Source organism: Simkania sp., assembly GCF_965215465.1.
In the GTDB taxonomy this organism is placed as follows: Bacteria; Chlamydiota; Chlamydiia; order Chlamydiales; family Simkaniaceae; genus Simkania.
Genome location: NZ_OZ244056.1, coordinates 775,312 through 793,004, shown reverse-complemented (window position 1 = coordinate 793,004; position 17,693 = coordinate 775,312). Strand labels below are relative to the sequence as shown.

General features: G+C 43.2%; 13 protein-coding genes and 1 pseudogene. 10 read left to right on the top strand and 4 right to left on the bottom strand.

Annotated elements, in window-relative coordinates; translation table 11 throughout:
• Window positions 1-5: 5 nt before the first annotated feature.
• From ACOOFG_RS03630 to ACOOFG_RS03620, 3 genes are read right to left on the bottom strand one after another with little or no spacing between them, the layout of a single operon-like run.
• Entirely contained in the window at window positions 6-1,742 is a 1,737-nt protein-coding gene (locus tag ACOOFG_RS03630) for a hypothetical protein (RefSeq protein WP_420422283.1), read from the bottom strand.
• Window positions 1,705-2,514, bottom strand: coding sequence for an aspartate kinase (locus tag ACOOFG_RS03625; protein WP_420422282.1), 810 nt, complete (start codon window positions 2,512-2,514; stop codon window positions 1,705-1,707). The genes ACOOFG_RS03630 and ACOOFG_RS03625 overlap by 38 nt, the downstream gene beginning before the upstream one ends.
• Window positions 2,508-3,167 (bottom strand): hypothetical protein, encoded by a 660-nt coding sequence (locus ACOOFG_RS03620; protein WP_420422281.1) that lies wholly within the window; start codon window positions 3,165-3,167, stop codon window positions 2,508-2,510. Before ACOOFG_RS03620 ends, ACOOFG_RS03625 begins: the two co-directional genes overlap by 7 nt.
• Window positions 3,168-3,658: 491 nt before the next feature.
• Here ACOOFG_RS03620 and rpsA point away from each other — a divergent pair, with 491 nt between their 5' ends.
• The 10 genes and pseudogenes from rpsA (at window position 3,659) to sctV (ending at window position 16,973) form a co-directional block, all read left to right on the top strand.
• Window positions 3,659-5,392, top strand: a complete 1,734-nt coding sequence (rpsA, locus tag ACOOFG_RS03615; protein WP_420422280.1) for a 30S ribosomal protein S1 — start codon at window positions 3,659-3,661, stop codon at window positions 5,390-5,392.
• Window positions 5,393-5,430: 38 nt separating this feature from the next.
• Entirely contained in the window at window positions 5,431-6,705 is a 1,275-nt protein-coding gene (gene nusA, locus ACOOFG_RS03610; RefSeq protein ID WP_420422279.1) for a transcription termination factor NusA, read from the top strand.
• A 2-nt stretch (window positions 6,706-6,707) separates the two neighbouring features.
• Window positions 6,708-9,101 (top strand): translation initiation factor IF-2, encoded by a 2,394-nt coding sequence (gene infB, locus ACOOFG_RS03605; RefSeq protein WP_420422278.1) that lies wholly within the window; start codon window positions 6,708-6,710, stop codon window positions 9,099-9,101.
• A complete protein-coding gene (rbfA, locus tag ACOOFG_RS03600; protein WP_420422277.1) occupies window positions 9,098-9,460 on the top strand; it encodes a 30S ribosome-binding factor RbfA in 363 nt (120 codons plus the stop codon). The genes infB and rbfA overlap by 4 nt, the downstream gene beginning before the upstream one ends.
• A pseudogene (gene truB, locus ACOOFG_RS03595) lies at window positions 9,457-10,139 on the top strand (tRNA pseudouridine(55) synthase TruB). Before rbfA ends, truB begins: the two are co-directional and overlap by 4 nt.
• Window positions 10,136-11,041 carry an adenylyltransferase/cytidyltransferase family protein gene (locus ACOOFG_RS03590; protein ID WP_420422276.1) on the top strand — a complete coding sequence of 302 codons (906 nt, stop codon included), beginning with the start codon at window positions 10,136-10,138 and terminating at the stop codon, window positions 11,039-11,041. The pseudogene truB and the gene ACOOFG_RS03590 overlap by 4 nt, the downstream one beginning before the upstream one ends.
• Before the next feature lie 46 nt (window positions 11,042-11,087).
• Complete coding sequence (gene ychF, locus ACOOFG_RS03585; RefSeq protein ID WP_420422275.1) at window positions 11,088-12,185, top strand: redox-regulated ATPase YchF; 1,098 nt, start codon at window positions 11,088-11,090, stop codon at window positions 12,183-12,185.
• 13 nt (window positions 12,186-12,198) lie between these two features.
• Window positions 12,199-13,566, top strand: a complete 1,368-nt coding sequence (locus ACOOFG_RS03580; protein ID WP_420422274.1) for a hypothetical protein — start codon at window positions 12,199-12,201, stop codon at window positions 13,564-13,566.
• 207 nt (window positions 13,567-13,773) lie between these two features.
• Window positions 13,774-14,847, top strand: coding sequence for a type III secretion system export apparatus subunit SctU (gene sctU / locus ACOOFG_RS03575; RefSeq protein WP_420422273.1), 1,074 nt, complete (start codon window positions 13,774-13,776; stop codon window positions 14,845-14,847).
• Window positions 14,847-16,973, top strand: coding sequence for a type III secretion system export apparatus subunit SctV (gene sctV / locus ACOOFG_RS03570; protein WP_420422272.1), 2,127 nt, complete (start codon window positions 14,847-14,849; stop codon window positions 16,971-16,973). Before sctU ends, sctV begins: the two co-directional genes overlap by 1 nt.
• On the opposite strand, the gene ACOOFG_RS03565 is transcribed toward sctV, so the two are convergent.
• Window positions 16,974-17,627 carry a hypothetical protein gene (locus tag ACOOFG_RS03565; protein WP_420422271.1) on the bottom strand — a complete coding sequence of 218 codons (654 nt, stop codon included), beginning with the start codon at window positions 17,625-17,627 and terminating at the stop codon, window positions 16,974-16,976. It abuts the gene before it with no gap.
• Between the last annotated feature and the right edge of the window lie 66 nt (window positions 17,628-17,693).

The window sequence follows — 17,693 nt, the reverse complement described above, 5'->3', positions numbered from 1 at the left end:
AAAAATTACTTAATTGCAAAAGCCCGCAGCTGTTTGACGATTTCCTGCTCATCTTTTTCTAAAATCAAGCCATAGAAAAAGCGTTCATCATGCATTAATTGCAATTGGACAGGACGCGAGGAAAATTTCATCTGCTCCACAAATTCCAAAAGCTTTTCCTTGTCAGCCACTTCCATGACAAGGTAGAAGGCATCTTGTCGAAGCGTTAAAAATTTTCTCCGCTTATAGAGAACTTCAAGCAGGAGAGTAAAAAAGGTTTTTAAGTCCTGAGGAGGAACCAAGCTGCGCTTTTCCACTGGATACAGAGCATGAAAAAAATTATCGAGAAGAAGACCATGCCGCTGAGCCTCTGCACCTAATAGCTCATGCAAGGCTGAAAGCACCTCATTTTGCTTCGAAATCATCCCCCCATTGTAATCACGCACTTCGCCCACGACCTTCTCGAGCTCTTTTAAAACGAAAAGGCGTGCCTTATATAAGTCGACCGATTGGTCATCTCGCAAGAAGTCTGTGAGTCGCAGCTCCACTTTGAAAACGAGAGCTTCCTTAAAGTATTTCTTCCTAAGCATTCCGATCTTTTTCACCCGCTCAACCTGTGGATGTAAGTGTCCGAGTTTTTCAAGTAATTCTTCAGCACTTTCTAGGTGGGGAAGTAAAACGCGCGCTAAAATCACCGTAAAGTAAAGCTTTTTATCGGTTTGACCGTGGAATGAAAGAATGATTTGAGGAAGATCGCGTGAGAACTTGAGCTGCCCACCTAATGTGACCACATGCCGCATCACCTCTTCTTCATTACGAGGCATGAAAAGAGGGCGCTGCAGGTGTTCAACACGACCTTTGAGGACTAAGGGAAGTTCTCGCTTCAGCAAGGCTTGCTCATGCGAGTTGATCTCCATGTAGAGGAGGAGGATAGGGTACTCTCCATCTTCATACTCGTACACACTTTCTGCAAAGTGCTCAACCCCTGGTATCAGTGCTTGGATAGCTTTGAGCAGGTGTTTTTCCGAGAAGACTTCATGCTCTCGCAAAAAATTGAGTCCGACTGAAACGCCTAAGACTTGACGACTCCCAAAAGGATGGTGCAACCACCGCTTTCTGACCTTCACAAATAGGTGGCGCCTGCCGGAGTTTTCTTCAATTTTCTGTCTGAGCTTACGCTTGAGTTGGTACAGACCTGCTAAGTTCTCACTGATTTGCCGTACTTCATGAAAGCGGAGGCTTTCTTGATGGGACCGAATAAAGTAATGCTGCACAAGGGAAAAGAAATCATAATCAAATTTCTCTGGGAACCGTTGAAGAGTCTTCGCTACGCGTTCTTGAACACGAATCCGCTTTTCTTCTAAAGTCATCCCCTTCAACTCTAAAATGCGATTGGCATGATACGGCGAGCGAAGCCCGACCATGAGCTCGTGTTTTAGCACCTCAACATGTCCTTTTACTTGTTCCCATTTCATGCGGCTTTGAAAACGCATTTCAAGCTCAGCGACAATATAGGTCTCATCAACTTCTGACAAAAAAAACAGTGTTTCCTTTCCAGGAAGAGACCGCGTCACCATTTCATAAAAAAAGGTGCCGAGGCCTGGTTGGTCCTGACAAAGGAGGAAAAATGATACAGTATTATCTAGGGGATCTAAGTGAGAGTGTGTAATGGAAGGAAAAGGAGCTTGAGTGTGCTCTAAGATGCGCCGAATAGCAGCTTGAACTTCAGGGCGGTGACTGGTCTCCTGTGCCAATGCTTTCATAAATAGGCTCCGAGCTCCTCGCTATTTGATCATCACTGATTTTCGTTCCTGGAAAGAGAATGCGCTCATCTTCCCTAAAACTTAATACGTGTAATGGGATGCCATTTTTTGAAGCAAGGAAAATTGAACGAGGATGAAGAGGTGTGCTCCCTTGCTTCGCATAAGTAAGCGCTTGCTTATAGGAAAGATGAGAAAAAAGTGAAGCATCAACTTCTTTTTTTGGATCTTTCTCATAAAAGCCTGGAACATCTTTATAAAACTCGACCTTTTCAGCCTCACATGCAACCCCTAAGGCAACAGCTGTGGTATCAGACCCACCCCGACCTAAAGTTGTGATTTCTTTGTCTTGGCTCACTCCTTGAAACCCTGCCACGATAACCGCCTTTCCTTCGTCTAGATGCTGTTTGAGTCGTAGAGGCCGCACAGCTGTAATGCAGGCTTCTAAATGATCACTAGATGTCATAATTCCCGACTGACTCCCAGTTAAACTGATGGCTTCAACACCTTGATCAGCTAAGGCCATTGCTAAAAGCGACATGCTGATTCTCTCTCCGACAGAGATGAGCATGTCCTGCTCTCTTTTAAGTGGCTTTGGAGAAACCTTGTGCGCAAGTTCCATGAGTTCATCGGTCATTTGTCCCATCGCACTTACGACAATAATGAGCTTTTTATCTGATCGAAATTTTTCTTTTACGCGCCGAGCAACGCGGCAAAAATGATTTGGAGTTGCAAGAGCTGCACCTCCAAATTTCATCACTAGAGTTTTTAACATGAACGAGAGCCAAGTCGTTTTGCATTTTGGTTAAAAAACCCTTCACACCATGAGCACATTTCAGTGGGTTGAAGTCCCCTACTATAATATTTTGGGATAATGTTAGCTTGAGTCTCACTTTTTTCTGCATGAGTCCCAAAATACTCATCTTCTCCTATTGTCTTGCTGTTATATTCTAAAACGCAAAACTCATAACCTGGTTTTCCCCAAAGTTTTAAATCTCTGAGACGATTAATGAGCCGATGTTTTACAGCATGACCTGTATCAAAAAATGCCACTTCTAAAGAAACGCTTTTGGAAGAAAATTTAACGTGGACTTGATAGAGAGTGTTCATAGTAAATGTAACAGAAGGAATTTTTCGATAAGGTACAATTCCCACTAGATAATCCCATTGCCAAGAAATTGTAGGGAAATACTTTTGCAGATAAGCGTCTAGATCTTTTATAGTATTCCAATTAGGCTCAGTCAAATCGCAAGAAAATAGAGGCGTGTAACTTCCTTCTTTAACCCAAATCGCTTTGAGTTCCTTTGCATCCCCTGAGATGACAATTTCTGACCCTCTTCCATGTGAGTAGGTCCAGGTTTTAAACTGTGGAACGCAGGCCAAAACACCACCACCATGTTCTGTTCCTGTATTTGCTAAAGTCGCCATTTCCTTAATCCTCCGAAACGCAAGTAATCCATAAACAGGAGGAAGTATAGCTCAAAATGAAAAAAAATTAAACACTGAATTCACAGTAGGATTTTTTTTACAAAAAAAATTTCTTGACAAGCGACCTTGATCAGATCGGCTTAGAACACTCTCAAAAGTCATGCTCAATCAATTTCAAAAATTCGCTTTTTACCTAAGATAACCCAAGGTAGTTTTAATCTTTTCTGTGTAAGATGATTCGCAATGTTCATGAGACACGAAATGAGGTGAAGAAGTAAAAATATAGGAAAGAATGGCACCAGTAAAATTTAAACTTTTGGGGTTTCTTGGTATAAAAGTTGCTTTATTAGTATTTCTTTGCTAGGCTTTTTGGATTAACAGCACTGTGCTGCAGCGAATTTATTTCCCATCCCAGTTCGGTCTGTTAGCAAAGCCTCTTCTTTCGGTGAAGATGGCATTGAAATTATAAACTTATGGAGAACCCTTTAAACATGTCCAAAGAATTAGAATACGACTGGAACGAAAGCAAATACATCGACGATGTCGATTTCGAAGAAAAAGATGCGCAACTTTTTGAAAACCTGCTCAACCAAAAGGAACAAGATGCCGGCGAAGGCTCTATTGCTTCAATGGAAGTCGGTCAAATCCTTAAAGGTGATATCGTTGAACTCACACCCGATTTTGTCGTTGTAGACGTTGGACTCAAATCAGAAGGGCTAATCCCAGTTAACGAATTTAATGATCCCAATGAATTGACTCTTAATAACGAGATCGAAGTTTATCTCGATCGTACAGAAGGTGATGACGGACAAATTGTCTTATCGCGCGAAAAAGCACGCCGCCAGCGTCAATGGGAGTATATCCTTGAACACTGCGAAGAAGGTTCGATTGTCAATGGTAAAGTCATCCGCAAAGTCAAAGGTGGCTTGATGGTCGATATCGGTATGGAGGCATTCCTCCCCGGCTCTCAAATCGATAACAAACGAATTAAAAACATCGACGAGTACCTCGACAAATCCTTCGACTTCAAAATCCTTAAGATCAACATTGAGAGAAAAAACATCGTTGTCTCACGCCGTGAACTTCTCGAAGAAGAACGCAGCTCGAAAAAAGCTGAGCTTCTTGAAGAAATTAAAGAAGGCGAACTGCGCAAAGGAATTGTTAAAAACATCACTGACTTTGGAGTCTTCCTTGACCTTGATGGCATCGATGGTCTTCTGCACATTACAGACATGACTTGGAAGCGCATCAAGCATCCATCTGAAATGGTACAGCTCAATGATGAACTCGAAGTGATGATCCTTCACATCGATCAAGAAAAAGGACGCGTCGCTCTTGGACTCAAGCAAAAAGAAGCTAATCCTTGGGAAGAAATCGAGAAGAAGTACCCCCCTGGAACTCTCATTCATGGAAAAATCGTCAACCTCGTTCCTTATGGCGCTTTCATTGAAATCGAGCCTGGAATTGAAGGTCTGATACACGTTTCTGAGATGTCATGGGTAAAAAACGTGACAGATCCTAGCGAAGTTGTGAATAAAGGTGACGAACTCGAAGCCGTTGTTCTATCTGTTCAAAAAGAAGATGGAAAGATTTCACTTGGAATCAAGCAAACAGAGAAAAATCCATGGGAAGACGTCGATCAAAAGTATCCTGTTGGAAGCACAGTCAATGCTGAGATTCGCAACTTGACCAACTACGGCGCATTTGTCGAGCTTGAACCTGGAATTGACGGTCTTATCCACATTTCCGACTTGAGCTGGATCAAAAAAGTTTCACACCCCTCGGAAGTCCTCAAGAAAGGTGACAGCGTTGAAGCAATCATCCTTTCTGTTGATAAAGAAAGTAAAAAAATCACCCTTGGAATCAAGCAGCTTAGCAGTAATCCATGGGAATCGATTGAAAAAACTCTACCAATCGGCACTGTTGTAAAAGGTGTTGTGACAAAGCTGACAGCTTTTGGAGCCTTCATTCAACTAGAAAACGGCATCGAAGGATTAGTTCACGTCACAGAGCTTTCTGATCAAGCTTTTGGTAAAGTCGAAGAAGTTGTCAACGTTGACGACGAAGTCACTGCAAAAGTCATCAAACTCGACCCAGAACACAAAAAAATCTCGCTTTCTATTAAAGAATTCCTCATTGAGGAAAACCAAGAGAACCGCGATGACATCGTTGTCGAAACAGCTAAGAAAAAGCCTGAAGAGGAAGAGGAAAACGAGGAAGAATAATCCCGTTTTCTTGATAAACAAAACGTAAGAGCATTAGGATGAATAAAGACTTAGTCGCTATTTTTGAATACCTTGAACGAGAAAAAGGGATCAAGCGGGAAACGATTATCAAAGCTATCGAAGAATCGCTCCAAGTCGCCGCACGCAAAAGTGCTAAAGGCGCTGGAACCATTTCGGTAGAAATCGATCCTCGTAATGGTGAAATCGAAGTGATCGCTGAAAAGGAGGTCGTCGAAGAGGTGACCTATCCCGATGAAGAAATTCTCATTGAAGAAGCACGAGAGCTCGATCCTGCGTGTGAGCTTGGTCAATTCATCCGTGTGACTGTTACTCCAGCTGATTTCGGGCGTATTGCCGCACAAACAGCTAAGCAGGTGATTTCTCAAAAGCTGCGTAGTGCAGAGCGCGACGTCATTTATGAAGAGTACCGCCACCGTATTGGTGAAATTGTTTCGGGAACTGTGAAGCGCCTTGTTAAAGGCTCCACACTAATTGTTGATCTAGGAAAAGTTGAAGCCATTCTTCCTGATCGATTTTACCCCAAAACTGAAAAGTATCATGTCGGTGATCGTATTCAGGCTCTTCTTTGGGAAGTGCGCGATACAGAAGGTGGTGGTGCAGAAGTCGTTCTTTCTCGCAGTCATCCAGAAATGGTCGAACAACTCTTCATCCAAGAAGTTCCAGAGTTGCACGAAGAAACTGTTGGAATTAAAAAAATCGTGAGAGAAGCAGGCTACCGCACCAAAATCGCCGTCTACTCAAATGATCCTAAAGTCGATCCTCTCGGTGCTTGTGTCGGTGTACGCGGAACACGCGTTAAAAACATTATCAGAGAACTCAACAATGAAAAAATCGATATTGTCATCTTCACTGAAGACCCTATCGAACTTTTTCAAAGCTTGGTCCACCCGATCGAACCAAAAAAACTTCAATTCGACAGAGAGAGAAACACAATTTTTGCTGTTGTAGAAGACGAAGACTATCCGATTGTGATCGGGAAAAGAGGAATGAATGCCCGTCTCAACGCTGAGCTAATTGGCGCTGAGATTGAGGTGAAGAAAATGAGTGAGTATCAAGCCGCGCTGACTTTTGAGAAGCAACAGCTTTCTCAAGAGGAAAGTCCAGAGCTCGATGTGGAACTCGAACAGGTCGAAGGCCTAAACCAATTTGTTATCGATAGCTTAAAAGAGGCTGGATACAACACTCCTCGTAAAATTCTCAATGCCCCCATTGATGAATTGACGAAGTCGACAGGTATCAGCACTGAAATGGCTCAAGATATCATAGAAAAAATCCAGAAAATAAGGACCTAATTTTGGCAAAAAACCTCAAGCTAAAAGTCAAAAACACTCAGCTTGCAGAAGCCCTAAAAAAGAGCAAACTTAAGAAAGAAGAAAAAGAAGCTCCTCCTAAAGAAGAAAAAGCCAAAGAAAAGCCACAAGCTGCTGCAAAAGAAAAAATACCGGCTGAAAAAGAAAGCCCAAAGGCTCCTGCTGTAAAAAAAGAGCCAGAAAAAGCAGCTCCTCCAAAAGTCGAAGAGAAAAAAGCTCCTCCTCCAGCTGAAAAACCTCCAGTCGAAAAAGTAGAAAAGCCCAAAGTTAAACAACCTGCACCTGAGAAACCCAAAGCTCCAAAAACCGAAGCGCGCCCTTCAAAAGGTAAACCCACTCCTCCTGCTAAAAAACCCGAAAAAGCTGAAGAGAAAAAATCTACATTTAAAGACATTAAGAAACGGGATCCAGAACGTGGTTTCAAAGAAGAGAAAAAACAACAAGGTTACCGCGCTGAATTTAGTCGTGTCACTCGAGACATTAAATCTAACCGATTTGATTCTCGCGACCGCCACGGACTGCGTGTCGGAGAAGAGCGCACTTACCGTCGCAGACGCCCCCGATTCCGCCCATCAAATAAAGAACCAATAGAAATCGTTCGGCCAAAAAATCTTTCAGTCCGCATTCCAATCTCGATCAAAGACTTAGCGCAAGCGATGAAGCTCAAAGCTTCAGAGCTCATTTCCAAACTCTTCATGCAAGGGGTGGCTCTAACTCTTAACGACTACTTAGATGACGAAACAACCATTCAACTTCTCGGCCACGAGTTCGGTTGTGAAATCACAATTGACACAAGTGAAGAAGAACGACTTCGCATTACCGACAAAACCATCCAAGAAGAAATTGCTGAAGCAGGCGAAAAACACTTAGAACTCCGCGCTCCTATCGTTGCCTTCATGGGACATGTTGATCATGGAAAAACAAGTCTTATTGACGCCATTCGCAAAAGCAACATTGCGGGCGGTGAAGCAGGAGCCATTACACAACACATCGGAGCTTTTAAATGCCATCGTGAACATGGTGACATCACCATTTTAGACACTCCTGGGCACGAAGCCTTTTCAATGATGCGGATGCGTGGTGCTACAATCACCGATATTGTCGTTCTTGTTATCGCTGGAGATGAAGGAATCATGCCTCAAACCGACGAAGCGATCAAGCATGCCAAAGAATACGGTGTTCCCATGCTGATCGCGCTAAATAAGTGCGACAAAGATGGCTTTGACGCAGAAAACATTTATCGTCAATTAGCTGACCGCGAACTACTCCCTGAAGCATGGGGTGGATCCGTGATCACTGTGAACTGCTCTGCATCGACTGGTCAAGGCATTCCCGACTTACTTGAAATGCTCATCCTCCAATCAGAAGTTTTAGAACTGCGGGCAAATCCCGATACAAGAGCTCGCGGAACAGTTGTTGAATCTCAGCTCCACAAAGGATTTGGAGCCATAGCAACAGTGCTCGTTCAAAACGGAACGTTAAGACTAGGAGACGCTCTTGTCATCGATGAAATTTACGCTCGCGTAAAAACGATGCACGATGAACATGGAAAAAGCATCCCAGTTGCAGGTCCTTCTACACCCGTAAAAATTACGGGACTCTCAGGAGTTCCTTCTGCTGGAAACGAATTTATCGCCGTAGAAAACGAAAAAGAAGCCCGCAAACTTGCTAGTGAACGTGCTTCAGGAACAAAACGTGCGGTCATCCAACGTCGCTCAGAAGGATTAGAAGGCCTCATGCAGCGACACCAAGAACTAACTGAAAAGAAAGTCTTAAACCTCATCATCCGCGCTGATGTTCAAGGGTCTGTTGAAGCCTTGAAGAGCTCTCTACTCAACATTAAGAGTAAAAAGGTCGAACTAAACTTCGTTGCCGAAGGTGTTGGAGAGATTTCTGAATCTGATGTCGAACTTGCTGTAGCTTCGAATGCGGTCATCATTGGATTTCACACCCAAGTCGAAAGCCATGCAGAAGACATGATCAAACAAGAAAAAGTTGTGATCAAACGGCGAAACATTATCTATCAAATTCTCGATGACGTGAAAGAACTGATGCTGGCAACTCTCGATAAGGTCCGCAAAGAAACAGAAGCGGGATCAGCTGAAGTGAAACAAGTTTTCAAATCCTCTCAATTAGGTCTAATTGCTGGTTGCCAAGTCTCAGATGGCATTGTCAAACGTAACCAATACGCAAAGGTCATTCGCGAAGGCGAAATCATTTGGGAAGGCAACATTGCTTCTCTAAAGCGGGTTAAAGAAGACGTTAAGGAAGTGGCAAAAGGCCTAGAGTGTGGGATTCTGCTTGAAAAATTCAATGATTACCAAGCAGGCGACGAAATTAAAACCTTCGATATTATCTACATTCAACAAGAGTTATGACCAAAAGAACTGATCGCCTTAACTCCCTTCTGAAGGAAGTCTTGAGTGAAGTCATTCGTCAAGACGTTAAAAATCCGAATGTATCTGAACTTATCACCATTACTGAAGTCGATATCACTAAAGATCTTCACCATGCAAAAGTCTACATTAGTGTCATTGGTGACGAAAAGGAACGGAAAGAAACTATTGACGCTCTCCAATCAGCAGCGGGTTTCATTTCAACGATAGCCTCGAAAAAGGTTGTCATGCGTTATTTTCCTAGTTTGAAGTTCATTTTAGATACAACAGTCGATAAGCAGATGAAAATCGACTCTATCTTGAAAGAAATTGAAGAAGAAAAAAAATCCCGAGACCCATGAACTCTTACGAAGGTATCCTTCCCGTTAACAAAGAAAAAGGTCGCACCGCATTTTACCTTGTCAAAGTCCTGCGCAAGCTCTCAGGCATTAAAAAAATTGGCCATGCTGGAATTTTAGACCCGTTTGCAACCGGCGTGATGGTGATGCTTCTTGGTCGCCCCTACACGAAAATCTCTGATAAGTTTCTACACCATGATAAAGAATACCTTGCAACTGTTAAGCTTGGAGCCTCAACCACCACTTACGATTGTGACGGGGAAATCACTCAAACAAGTGATCTTGTTCCACATGAGACGACTCTCGAAGATGTTGTGAAAGAGTTTCAAGGCTCTATCAGTCAGATTCCCCCTATGTACTCTGCAAAAAAGGTGCAAGGGCAAAAACTCTATGTCTTAGCTAGGCAAGGAATTGAAATCGAGCGAAAACCCATTCACGTTCAAGTAGAAACAGAGATTCTCGACTACTCTTACCCTGAGCTGAAGCTGCGCATCAAATGCTCAAAAGGAACCTACATCCGAACTCTTGCTTATGACTTGGCCAAAAGCTAGGAACTGAGGCTCATTTAGTTGAGCTGACAAGAACGCGAAGTGGTCCATTTGAACTAAAAGATTGCATTGACGCAAAAAGCCTTTCTGACCGATCCTTCAATTTTACCCCCTATTTGAGGAAAGAGGCGTGAAAGTAGTCACCAAATTAGAAGATATCCCTCCGGCAGTTACACCTATCGCACTGACAATTGGGATCTTCGATGGAATCCACTTGGGTCATCAAGCCATCATTAAGGAATTGCACAAGCTCACACGCAAGACGGGAACACGTGTTCTATTGACCTTCTCAAACCACCCCTCACAAATCTTTCAGCCTGAAGCTCCAACTCCCCTTGTCATGAGCTTTCAACACCGCCTCCATCTGCTCAAGTTATATGGAATCGATTTGGTAATCGCACTCCCCTTTACTCGGGAATTTTCTCAGCAGTCTTATATCGAATGTATGGAAGCACTGCGGAAGAAACTTCCCTTCCAAGAGTTGGTTTTAGGAGAAGATGCTTCTTTTGGTAAAAACCGAGAAGGTGATGAAGAGCACATGAAAGCTCTAGCCGATCAAATGGGGTTTAAAACACATTATTTGAAAAAAGAGCGGCACCACAAGGAAACGATTTCTAGTGGCATGATCCGCAACTTTATCCAAGAAGGAAAACTTAAAAAAATCAAAAAGTACCTTGGCAGACCCTATTCGATTTGGAAGCCTCTAGACCCTGATGCCATCAAAAAAGAAAACGAAACGCTTTACTCATGGTCTTTTGAAACCTCAGAGCTTAGCTCTCTTCCTTCAGGAGTTTATGGGGTTGATTTTGAAGGAGAACCAGACACACTGCCTGCAATCGCCTTCATCCAAAATGCTCAAGATCTCAGCGGACCACTTTCAACTGTCACCGTTTATCTTGAATCTGAGCCACCTAATACCCCTTCTGTCAATCTTTCTTTTGTCGAATACCTTCACCCTGAGATTGACCCCACTCTCTTCCAATCGACCCCAGCTTCGATCTTGGAAGACCTTTCTGCTCAGCCCTCTTTATCCTAATTGCACAATATGATAGAATTTCTTCAAAAATTATATTCGGGCTGGAATGTCAAAACTTTCTTGTGGAATCGTCGGTCTTCCTAATGTCGGCAAATCAACTCTTTTCAATGCTTTACTCAAAAAGAAGCAAGCTGGTGCATCAAACTATCCTTTTTGCACGATTGATCCTAATGTTGGAATAGTCGATGTTCCTGATGAGAGATTAGAAGTCTTAGCCAAGATTTCCAAAAGTCAGAAGACGATTCCCGCAGTCATGACGTTTGTCGACATTGCAGGACTTGTCAAAGGGGCTTCTCAAGGAGAAGGGCTTGGTAACAAATTTTTGGCAAATATCCGCGAAACGGATGTGATCATCCATGTCGTCCGCTGCTTTGAAAACGATGAAGTCATCCATGTTGAAGGAAAAATTGACCCTCTCAGTGATATTGAAGTGATCAATCTAGAACTTATTCTGGCTGACATGCAAATGGCTGAAAACTCCTTGCAAAAACTCGAGCGGCAAGCCAAAGGCAACAAAGAGCTCATTCCAACTGTGAATCTGCTTAAAAAAATTCTCGCTCATCTAAATGAAAACAAACCTGTCCGCTCTCTCGATTTCACGAAAGAAGAACAAGAACTGCTAAAGCTCTACCACTTTATCACTGCAAAAGAAGTCATCTATGCGACCAATGTCTCAGAAGCTGACCTTCCTTCAATGGACAACAAGTACGTGCAACAGGTGAAAGAATTTGCAGCCAAAGAAAATAGCCAGGTCATTCCTATCTGCGCCAAGCTGGAAGAAGAGCTCGTGCAGTTAGAAGAACAGGAAGCTCAAGAATACCTCGAATCTCTTGAACTTTCCGAACCGGGACTCAATCGTCTAATACGTGTGGGTTTTGAGACTCTAGGGCTCATCACGTTTTTAACCACAGGGGAACAGGAAACACGGGCATGGACCATTCGAAATGGAACACACGCCCAAGAAGCTGCAGGAGCCATTCATACTGATATTCAGAAAGGATTCATTAGAGCAGAAGTCGTCACATTTGACGACATGGTTGAATGCCAGGGCCGCGTTAAAGCCAAAGAGCTTGGAAAGGCGCGGATGGAAGGAAAGGATTACATCGTTCAGGACGGCGATGTGATTTTATTTTTTCACAATTAACATGCGGTGAAACATGAGCCTATACTTTCGTTTAACTCAGACTGTTTACGATGGCACGACCTCGAATTTAATTTCGAACCTCCTCCTGCGTCCCACTCAAAGTCTTTTTGATCAACGCACCTACTTCTTCTACACAAAAGAGAACGGAGATGACTTTTCCCACATCTGTTTTGATGAAGTCACTTCAAAGGTGATGCATTACTTCAATCTCTTCATCGGTGTGATTCATAGCTGCTACTGCATCTTCAATCTTGCAGGCTTTGCCATGAAAGTCTTTTCCTATTTGACACAGCCGAGCGTCGCCTATTTCTTGGCCGAAAGTGCCATTTCAGAAAGCTTTGTGAAAAAGACCACTCAATGGCCTATGATCAATACTTCAGCCATCAGTCGCTGCCCCCCCCAAATTGATCCGACTGATGAGGAGTTGGAAGCCATCAAAACCATTAAGACGACCGATCTCATTGATATTTGGAACAAAGTTTCCAATCATTCCCAAAGAGACAAGATTGCTCAAGATTTACATGATTGGCTCACCCTTATCGTTCCTTACCCCGACAAATACACATATATAGCCAAAGAGGTTGCACCAGAAGCTGCTGCTACCTTAGAACAAAAACTCAAGCTTATCATTCACCAAATACGAGAGAATCCAGAACTTTCTGATGATGTGATAGAGAGACACATTCTCTCTATCGTTGATAAAGCGTACCTGTCAAAACAAGAACAACTCTCTCATGCTCCTCACTCAGATGATCCCTTAGAAAACTTAGTCGCCTGTTCTCCAACTTGGATCGAAGTCACAGAGCAAGTTTACAAAGAACTCAAAGGGGGCGAAACAGTAGAAACACGCCTTTTACTTTATTTGCAACAAATCAAAGAAGACATCATTCACGAACTTTCAGAAGAAATGCAACGCGATGGCACACTGCCGAATATTGAGTGGCACGGACTCAATATGGGCCGCATCGTCATCGGAAAAGAGATTGGTCTGGATCGTTCCAACTTGAAATACGACTCGACGTTTAAACTCCCCGGCTCAGTACAAATTATCTTGAAATATCCAGTACTCTACCGTTTTTTCCAACGCTGTCCACCTCAAGAGCTCAAAGAACGCCTGATCAAAAAAATCTCATATGAGCATCAAGGGAAAAAGACCAAGGGTCTCGATCCAGAGCTCATGACATTCATTGAGCCCTATGCTAAAGCTTATTTTAAAGACAATAAGATTGACTATGAAGATGATGATCTCCCTACATCAGAATGGGGCATCGCACCACATATCATGAAATACTTCCACCATTACGATCCTAAAGAAGACAAGTACCACTTTAATGACCTTGGCGCAAAAGTGCTCTTAACCTTGATCGGTGTACCTGTATGAGTCTTGAAGTCAAAGAACGCCCAGATGGCGCATTCACATTCGAAGGACGAACCTTTGAAAATGATTCCTTCCGAAAGTTAGGCATCCCCATGGTGGGTCCTTCTAGGTTGTCGAGATCGTGCGTGAATTTAGGCGGGAAAAGATTGAGCGGCAGAGGGTAAAATTTTGGGATACGCCCGAAATTCCTGATCTGCTAGAATTCCTAGCATGGCTGAAAAAACCGAAAAGGCAACCCCGAAGAAACTTCGTGATGGACGGAAAAAAGGGCAGGTTGCCAAATCAAAAGACTTTCCTGCCGCGTTCACTTTTGCAGCTTCGTTTGCACTGATCGTGGCATCGGCTAACTTCTTCTTCAAGAATCTTGCGGGATTCATGATTATTGCCTTTCATGGAGTTAGAGAAGGTAGCCAAATTGCCTCCCACATCCCTGGATTCGTTTCAGCAGCCTTCGAAGTTATTTTCAATACCTCGATGCCCTTCATGATTTTTATCTCGATCATTGGGGTCCTCGTGAACTTCCTCATCATCGGCCCGCTCTTTTCGATGCAAGCAATGAAGTTTGACATCAAAAAACTCAATCCCATCAATGGGATCAAAAACATGTTCAAGCTCAAGACATTTATTGAGCTGATCAAGTCTCTTTTAAAGATCACTGGGGCTTTTATTTTGATCTACACAGTGGTGTATGACAGCTTGCCGAAGATTATCGCAACAGCTGCCATGCCGATTTTGGGAGCTGCGATCGTCTTTAGTGATTTTTTGGTGAAAGTTGCCGTTCGAGTAGGAATTTTCTTCCTCGCCATTGCCATTTTCGACTTAGTTTTCCAGAAAAAGAATTTTGCCAAAGAGATGAAAATGGAAAAGTATGAGGTCAAGCAGGAGATCAAAGATACGGAAGGAAACCCCGAGATTAAAGGGAAAAGACGCCAAGTGGCACAAGAAATTGCTTATCAAGAAGGCCCTCAAGCAACAAGGCGTGCCAGTGCTGTGGTCACCAACCCGATTCATATTGCGGTAGCTCTCGAATACAATGCAGAGACGGATCCCGCCCCACGCATCGGAATCATGGGAAAAGGGGTGACAGCTGACTCGATCATGAAAATTGCTGTTGAAGAAAACATTCCCGTTATGAGAAATCCTATATTAGCACAAGAGCTATACAATAAAGGACAGATCGGTCATTATGTGCCGGAAAAGACCTATGAAGCGATTGCCGAGGTCTTGAAATGGATTGATCAATTAGAAGAAAGTACTGAATACAACGTGGAGATTTTCAAATAATGAAAGGTGGCCTTTTTGGCGCTCTCGGTAGCTCACGCATCCTGAGTTTTTTTAACCGCTCTAGTGATGTTATTTTAGCCTTTTTTGTGATCGTCATCATCATGATGATTATCATCCCCGTTCCCCCAGCTGTGATTGACTCCCTCATTGCTTTCAACATGAGCCTTTCGATTTCTCTTCTCATGGTCGCACTTTACATCCAAAAAGCTGTCCACCTTTCGATCTTCCCCTCGATTCTCCTCATCACAACACTTTTCCGACTGGGGATTGAGATCGCCGCAACACGTCAAATCCTCCTTCATGCTGATGCCGGAGATATTATCTTTGCTTTTGGAAACTTTGTCGTCGGTGGTAACTTCATCGTCGGTGGAGTTATCTTCTTGATCATCACCATTGTCCAGTTTATCGTCGTCACAAAAGGTGCTGAGCGTGTTGCCGAAGTTGCAGCCCGTTTCACATTAGATGCGATGCCAGGCAAACAGATGAGTATCGATGCTGATATGCGCAGTGGAACCATTGATGCCAACCAAGCTCGAGAACTCCGCTTAGCTCTCCAAAAAGAAAGCCAATTATATGGAGCGATGGATGGTGCCTTGAAGTTCGTAAAAGGGGACGTCATTGCCGGTATCGTCATTGCTGTGATCAACATCGTTGGTGGTTTGATCATTGGTAACTTGATTCATGGCATGACCATGCTGCAATCCGCTCAAGTTTATACTTTACTTTCTATTGGTGAAGGTCTTGTCACTCAAATCCCCTCCCTCATGATTTCTCTTACCGCCGGTATTGTGACCACACGTGTTTCGAGTGAAAAGAAAGGCGGAAACCTTGGAAAAGACATCACGTCTCAAATCTTTTCTCATTCCAAAGGGCTGATCCTGGCTGGAGTTGTCACACTTGGCATGGCTTTCTTGAAAGGGTTTCCAACGTTTCTCTTCTTGGTCGTTTGTGCAGTACTGATGTCAGTTGGTATCACTAACTGGGTCAAAGAAAAGAAAAAAGCCAGAAAAGCTGTCGCAGGTGCTCTTGGAGCTGCTCAAGTTGAGACGGATGTTGAAGGCCACACCGTTGTGCGCGGAGGCCTTGACGATTACGCCCTCACACTTCCAGTGATTTTAGAAACCGGAAAAGACCTCTCATCGATCATCCGGAAGGAAAAAGGTGGCACGGCTTTTGTCGAAGAAATGATTCCCAAAATGCGGCATGCTCTGTACCAAGATTTAGGAATCCGCTTCCCAGGTGTCCACGTCCGAACGGAATCGCCCTCTCTGGAAGCAGATGAGTATTCGATCTATCTCAACGAAGTTCCCCTCGTCCGAGGAAAAATCCTCGCTGGAAGCGTCTTGACAAACGAAACTGAAGAAACGTTGAGACGGTACAACCTACCGTTTACCTCATCGAAAAATGCTATTGGCCAAGCTTCCCTTTGGGTAGAAAACAAATATGTCGAAGTCTTGAAAAAAGCAGGCATCAAATATTGGGAACCACTCGATGTGATGATTCTTCATCTGTCCCAATTCTACAAGCAGTATGCTTCTGAATTTATCGGAATTCAAGAAGTGCGCGCCATCTTAGAATTTGTGGAAAAATCATTCCCTGATCTCATTAAAGAAGTCACACGTCTCGTTCCTCTTCAAAAGCTTACCGAAATCTTCAAACGGCTTGTGCAAGAGCAGGTATCTGTCAAAGACTTGCGTACCATTTTAGAATCGTTAAGCGAATGGGCGCAAACCGAGAAAGACACCGTCCTCTTAACTGAATACGTCCGCTCTTCTCTCAAACGGTACATCAGTTACAAATATTCTCTTGGACAAACTGTTCTTTCGGTCTACTTGCTCGACCCTGAAATTGAAGATATGGTGCGTGGCGCCATTAAGCAAACTTCTGCGGGATCCTATCTCGCGCTGGATCCCGATTCGGTCCAACTCATTTTACATGCCATGCGCGGCGTTATTGCCCCCACTCCTCCAGGTGGGCAGCCTCCAGTTCTTCTTACAGCCATCGATGTCCGCCGTTTTGTGCGTAAACTGATTGAAGGAGAATTCCAAGACTTACCCGTTGTATCGTATCAGGAAATTGTCCCAGAAATCCGCATCCAACCTCTCGGTCGTATTCAGCTGTCATAACTACCTTAATGGCCTCTCGGAATGCTGTAAGGATTGACGTACAAGGTCTTCTCCAATTGTTAGAGCTTGTTGGAAGTAAAAATTAGCTTGTAGTTCGTTACAGAGCCGTTCTTGATAATACTCTGCTACCTTGATACACGCCTTGAACACTTTGTCCTTCTCAGAAAAAGAGGGATGATTATCTTTTCTCTGAATCACATCTTGGAAAAGACTTAAAGCTTTTTGGTAATAGATTTCAGATTGACAACTTTCCCCTATTTCATAAGCAATAACTGCAAGTTCATATTTAGTCTCAGTGATTCCTTCTTGGTTTGTTTGTTGCTCCATTTCATATAACTTGACCGTGGCAGCATTAAGTCGTTTTACAAAACTCCGTGTTAATGGATCAATAGGGTCGGTAACCAAGCAAACCTGTTCAGAATTTTTTACAAGATAAACGTTTTGTCGAATATTTGAAAAAAACTCTTCTTGCGTTCCTGTATACTGGAGATTGTTAGTTTGAATATAGGTCCAAAGCACTTGTTGCACACGATGTATTTTTTCAACATCGCAGATAGTTAGATGAAAAATTTCTGTATTTGCTCGTTGCGAAGGTACTTGTTGAAATCCCAAGCTTCTAAGAAAATGAGACTCATTGGCTATAGTTAAAGACATTATGGTTCCCTCCATATTGAAAATGCTTTAAAAGACTAACTTTACACCTTTTATAATTCAAGCTTA

Bases quoted from the DNA above. Each gene is read 5' to 3' on its own strand.
- ACOOFG_RS03565 (WP_420422271.1), bottom strand. From the start codon at position 17,627: ATGTCTTTAACTATAGCCAATGAGTCTCATTTTCTTAGAAGCTTGGGA.
- ACOOFG_RS03580 (WP_420422274.1), top strand. From the start codon at position 12,199: ATGAGCCTATACTTTCGTTTAACTCAGACTGTTTACGATGGCACGACC.
- ACOOFG_RS03630 (WP_420422283.1), bottom strand. From the start codon at position 1,742: ATGAAAGCATTGGCACAGGAGACCAGTCACCGCCCTGAAGTTCAAGCT.
- ACOOFG_RS03625 (WP_420422282.1), bottom strand. From the start codon at position 2,514: ATGTTAAAAACTCTAGTGATGAAATTTGGAGGTGCAGCTCTTGCAACT.
- sctV (WP_420422272.1), top strand. From the start codon at position 14,847: ATGAAAGGTGGCCTTTTTGGCGCTCTCGGTAGCTCACGCATCCTGAGT.
- rbfA (WP_420422277.1), top strand. From the start codon at position 9,098: ATGACCAAAAGAACTGATCGCCTTAACTCCCTTCTGAAGGAAGTCTTG.
- sctU (WP_420422273.1), top strand. From the start codon at position 13,774: ATGGCTGAAAAAACCGAAAAGGCAACCCCGAAGAAACTTCGTGATGGA.
- nusA (WP_420422279.1), top strand. From the start codon at position 5,431: ATGAATAAAGACTTAGTCGCTATTTTTGAATACCTTGAACGAGAAAAA.
- ACOOFG_RS03620 (WP_420422281.1), bottom strand. From the start codon at position 3,167: ATGGCGACTTTAGCAAATACAGGAACAGAACATGGTGGTGGTGTTTTG.
- ychF (WP_420422275.1), top strand. From the start codon at position 11,088: ATGTCAAAACTTTCTTGTGGAATCGTCGGTCTTCCTAATGTCGGCAAA.
- rpsA (WP_420422280.1), top strand. From the start codon at position 3,659: ATGTCCAAAGAATTAGAATACGACTGGAACGAAAGCAAATACATCGAC.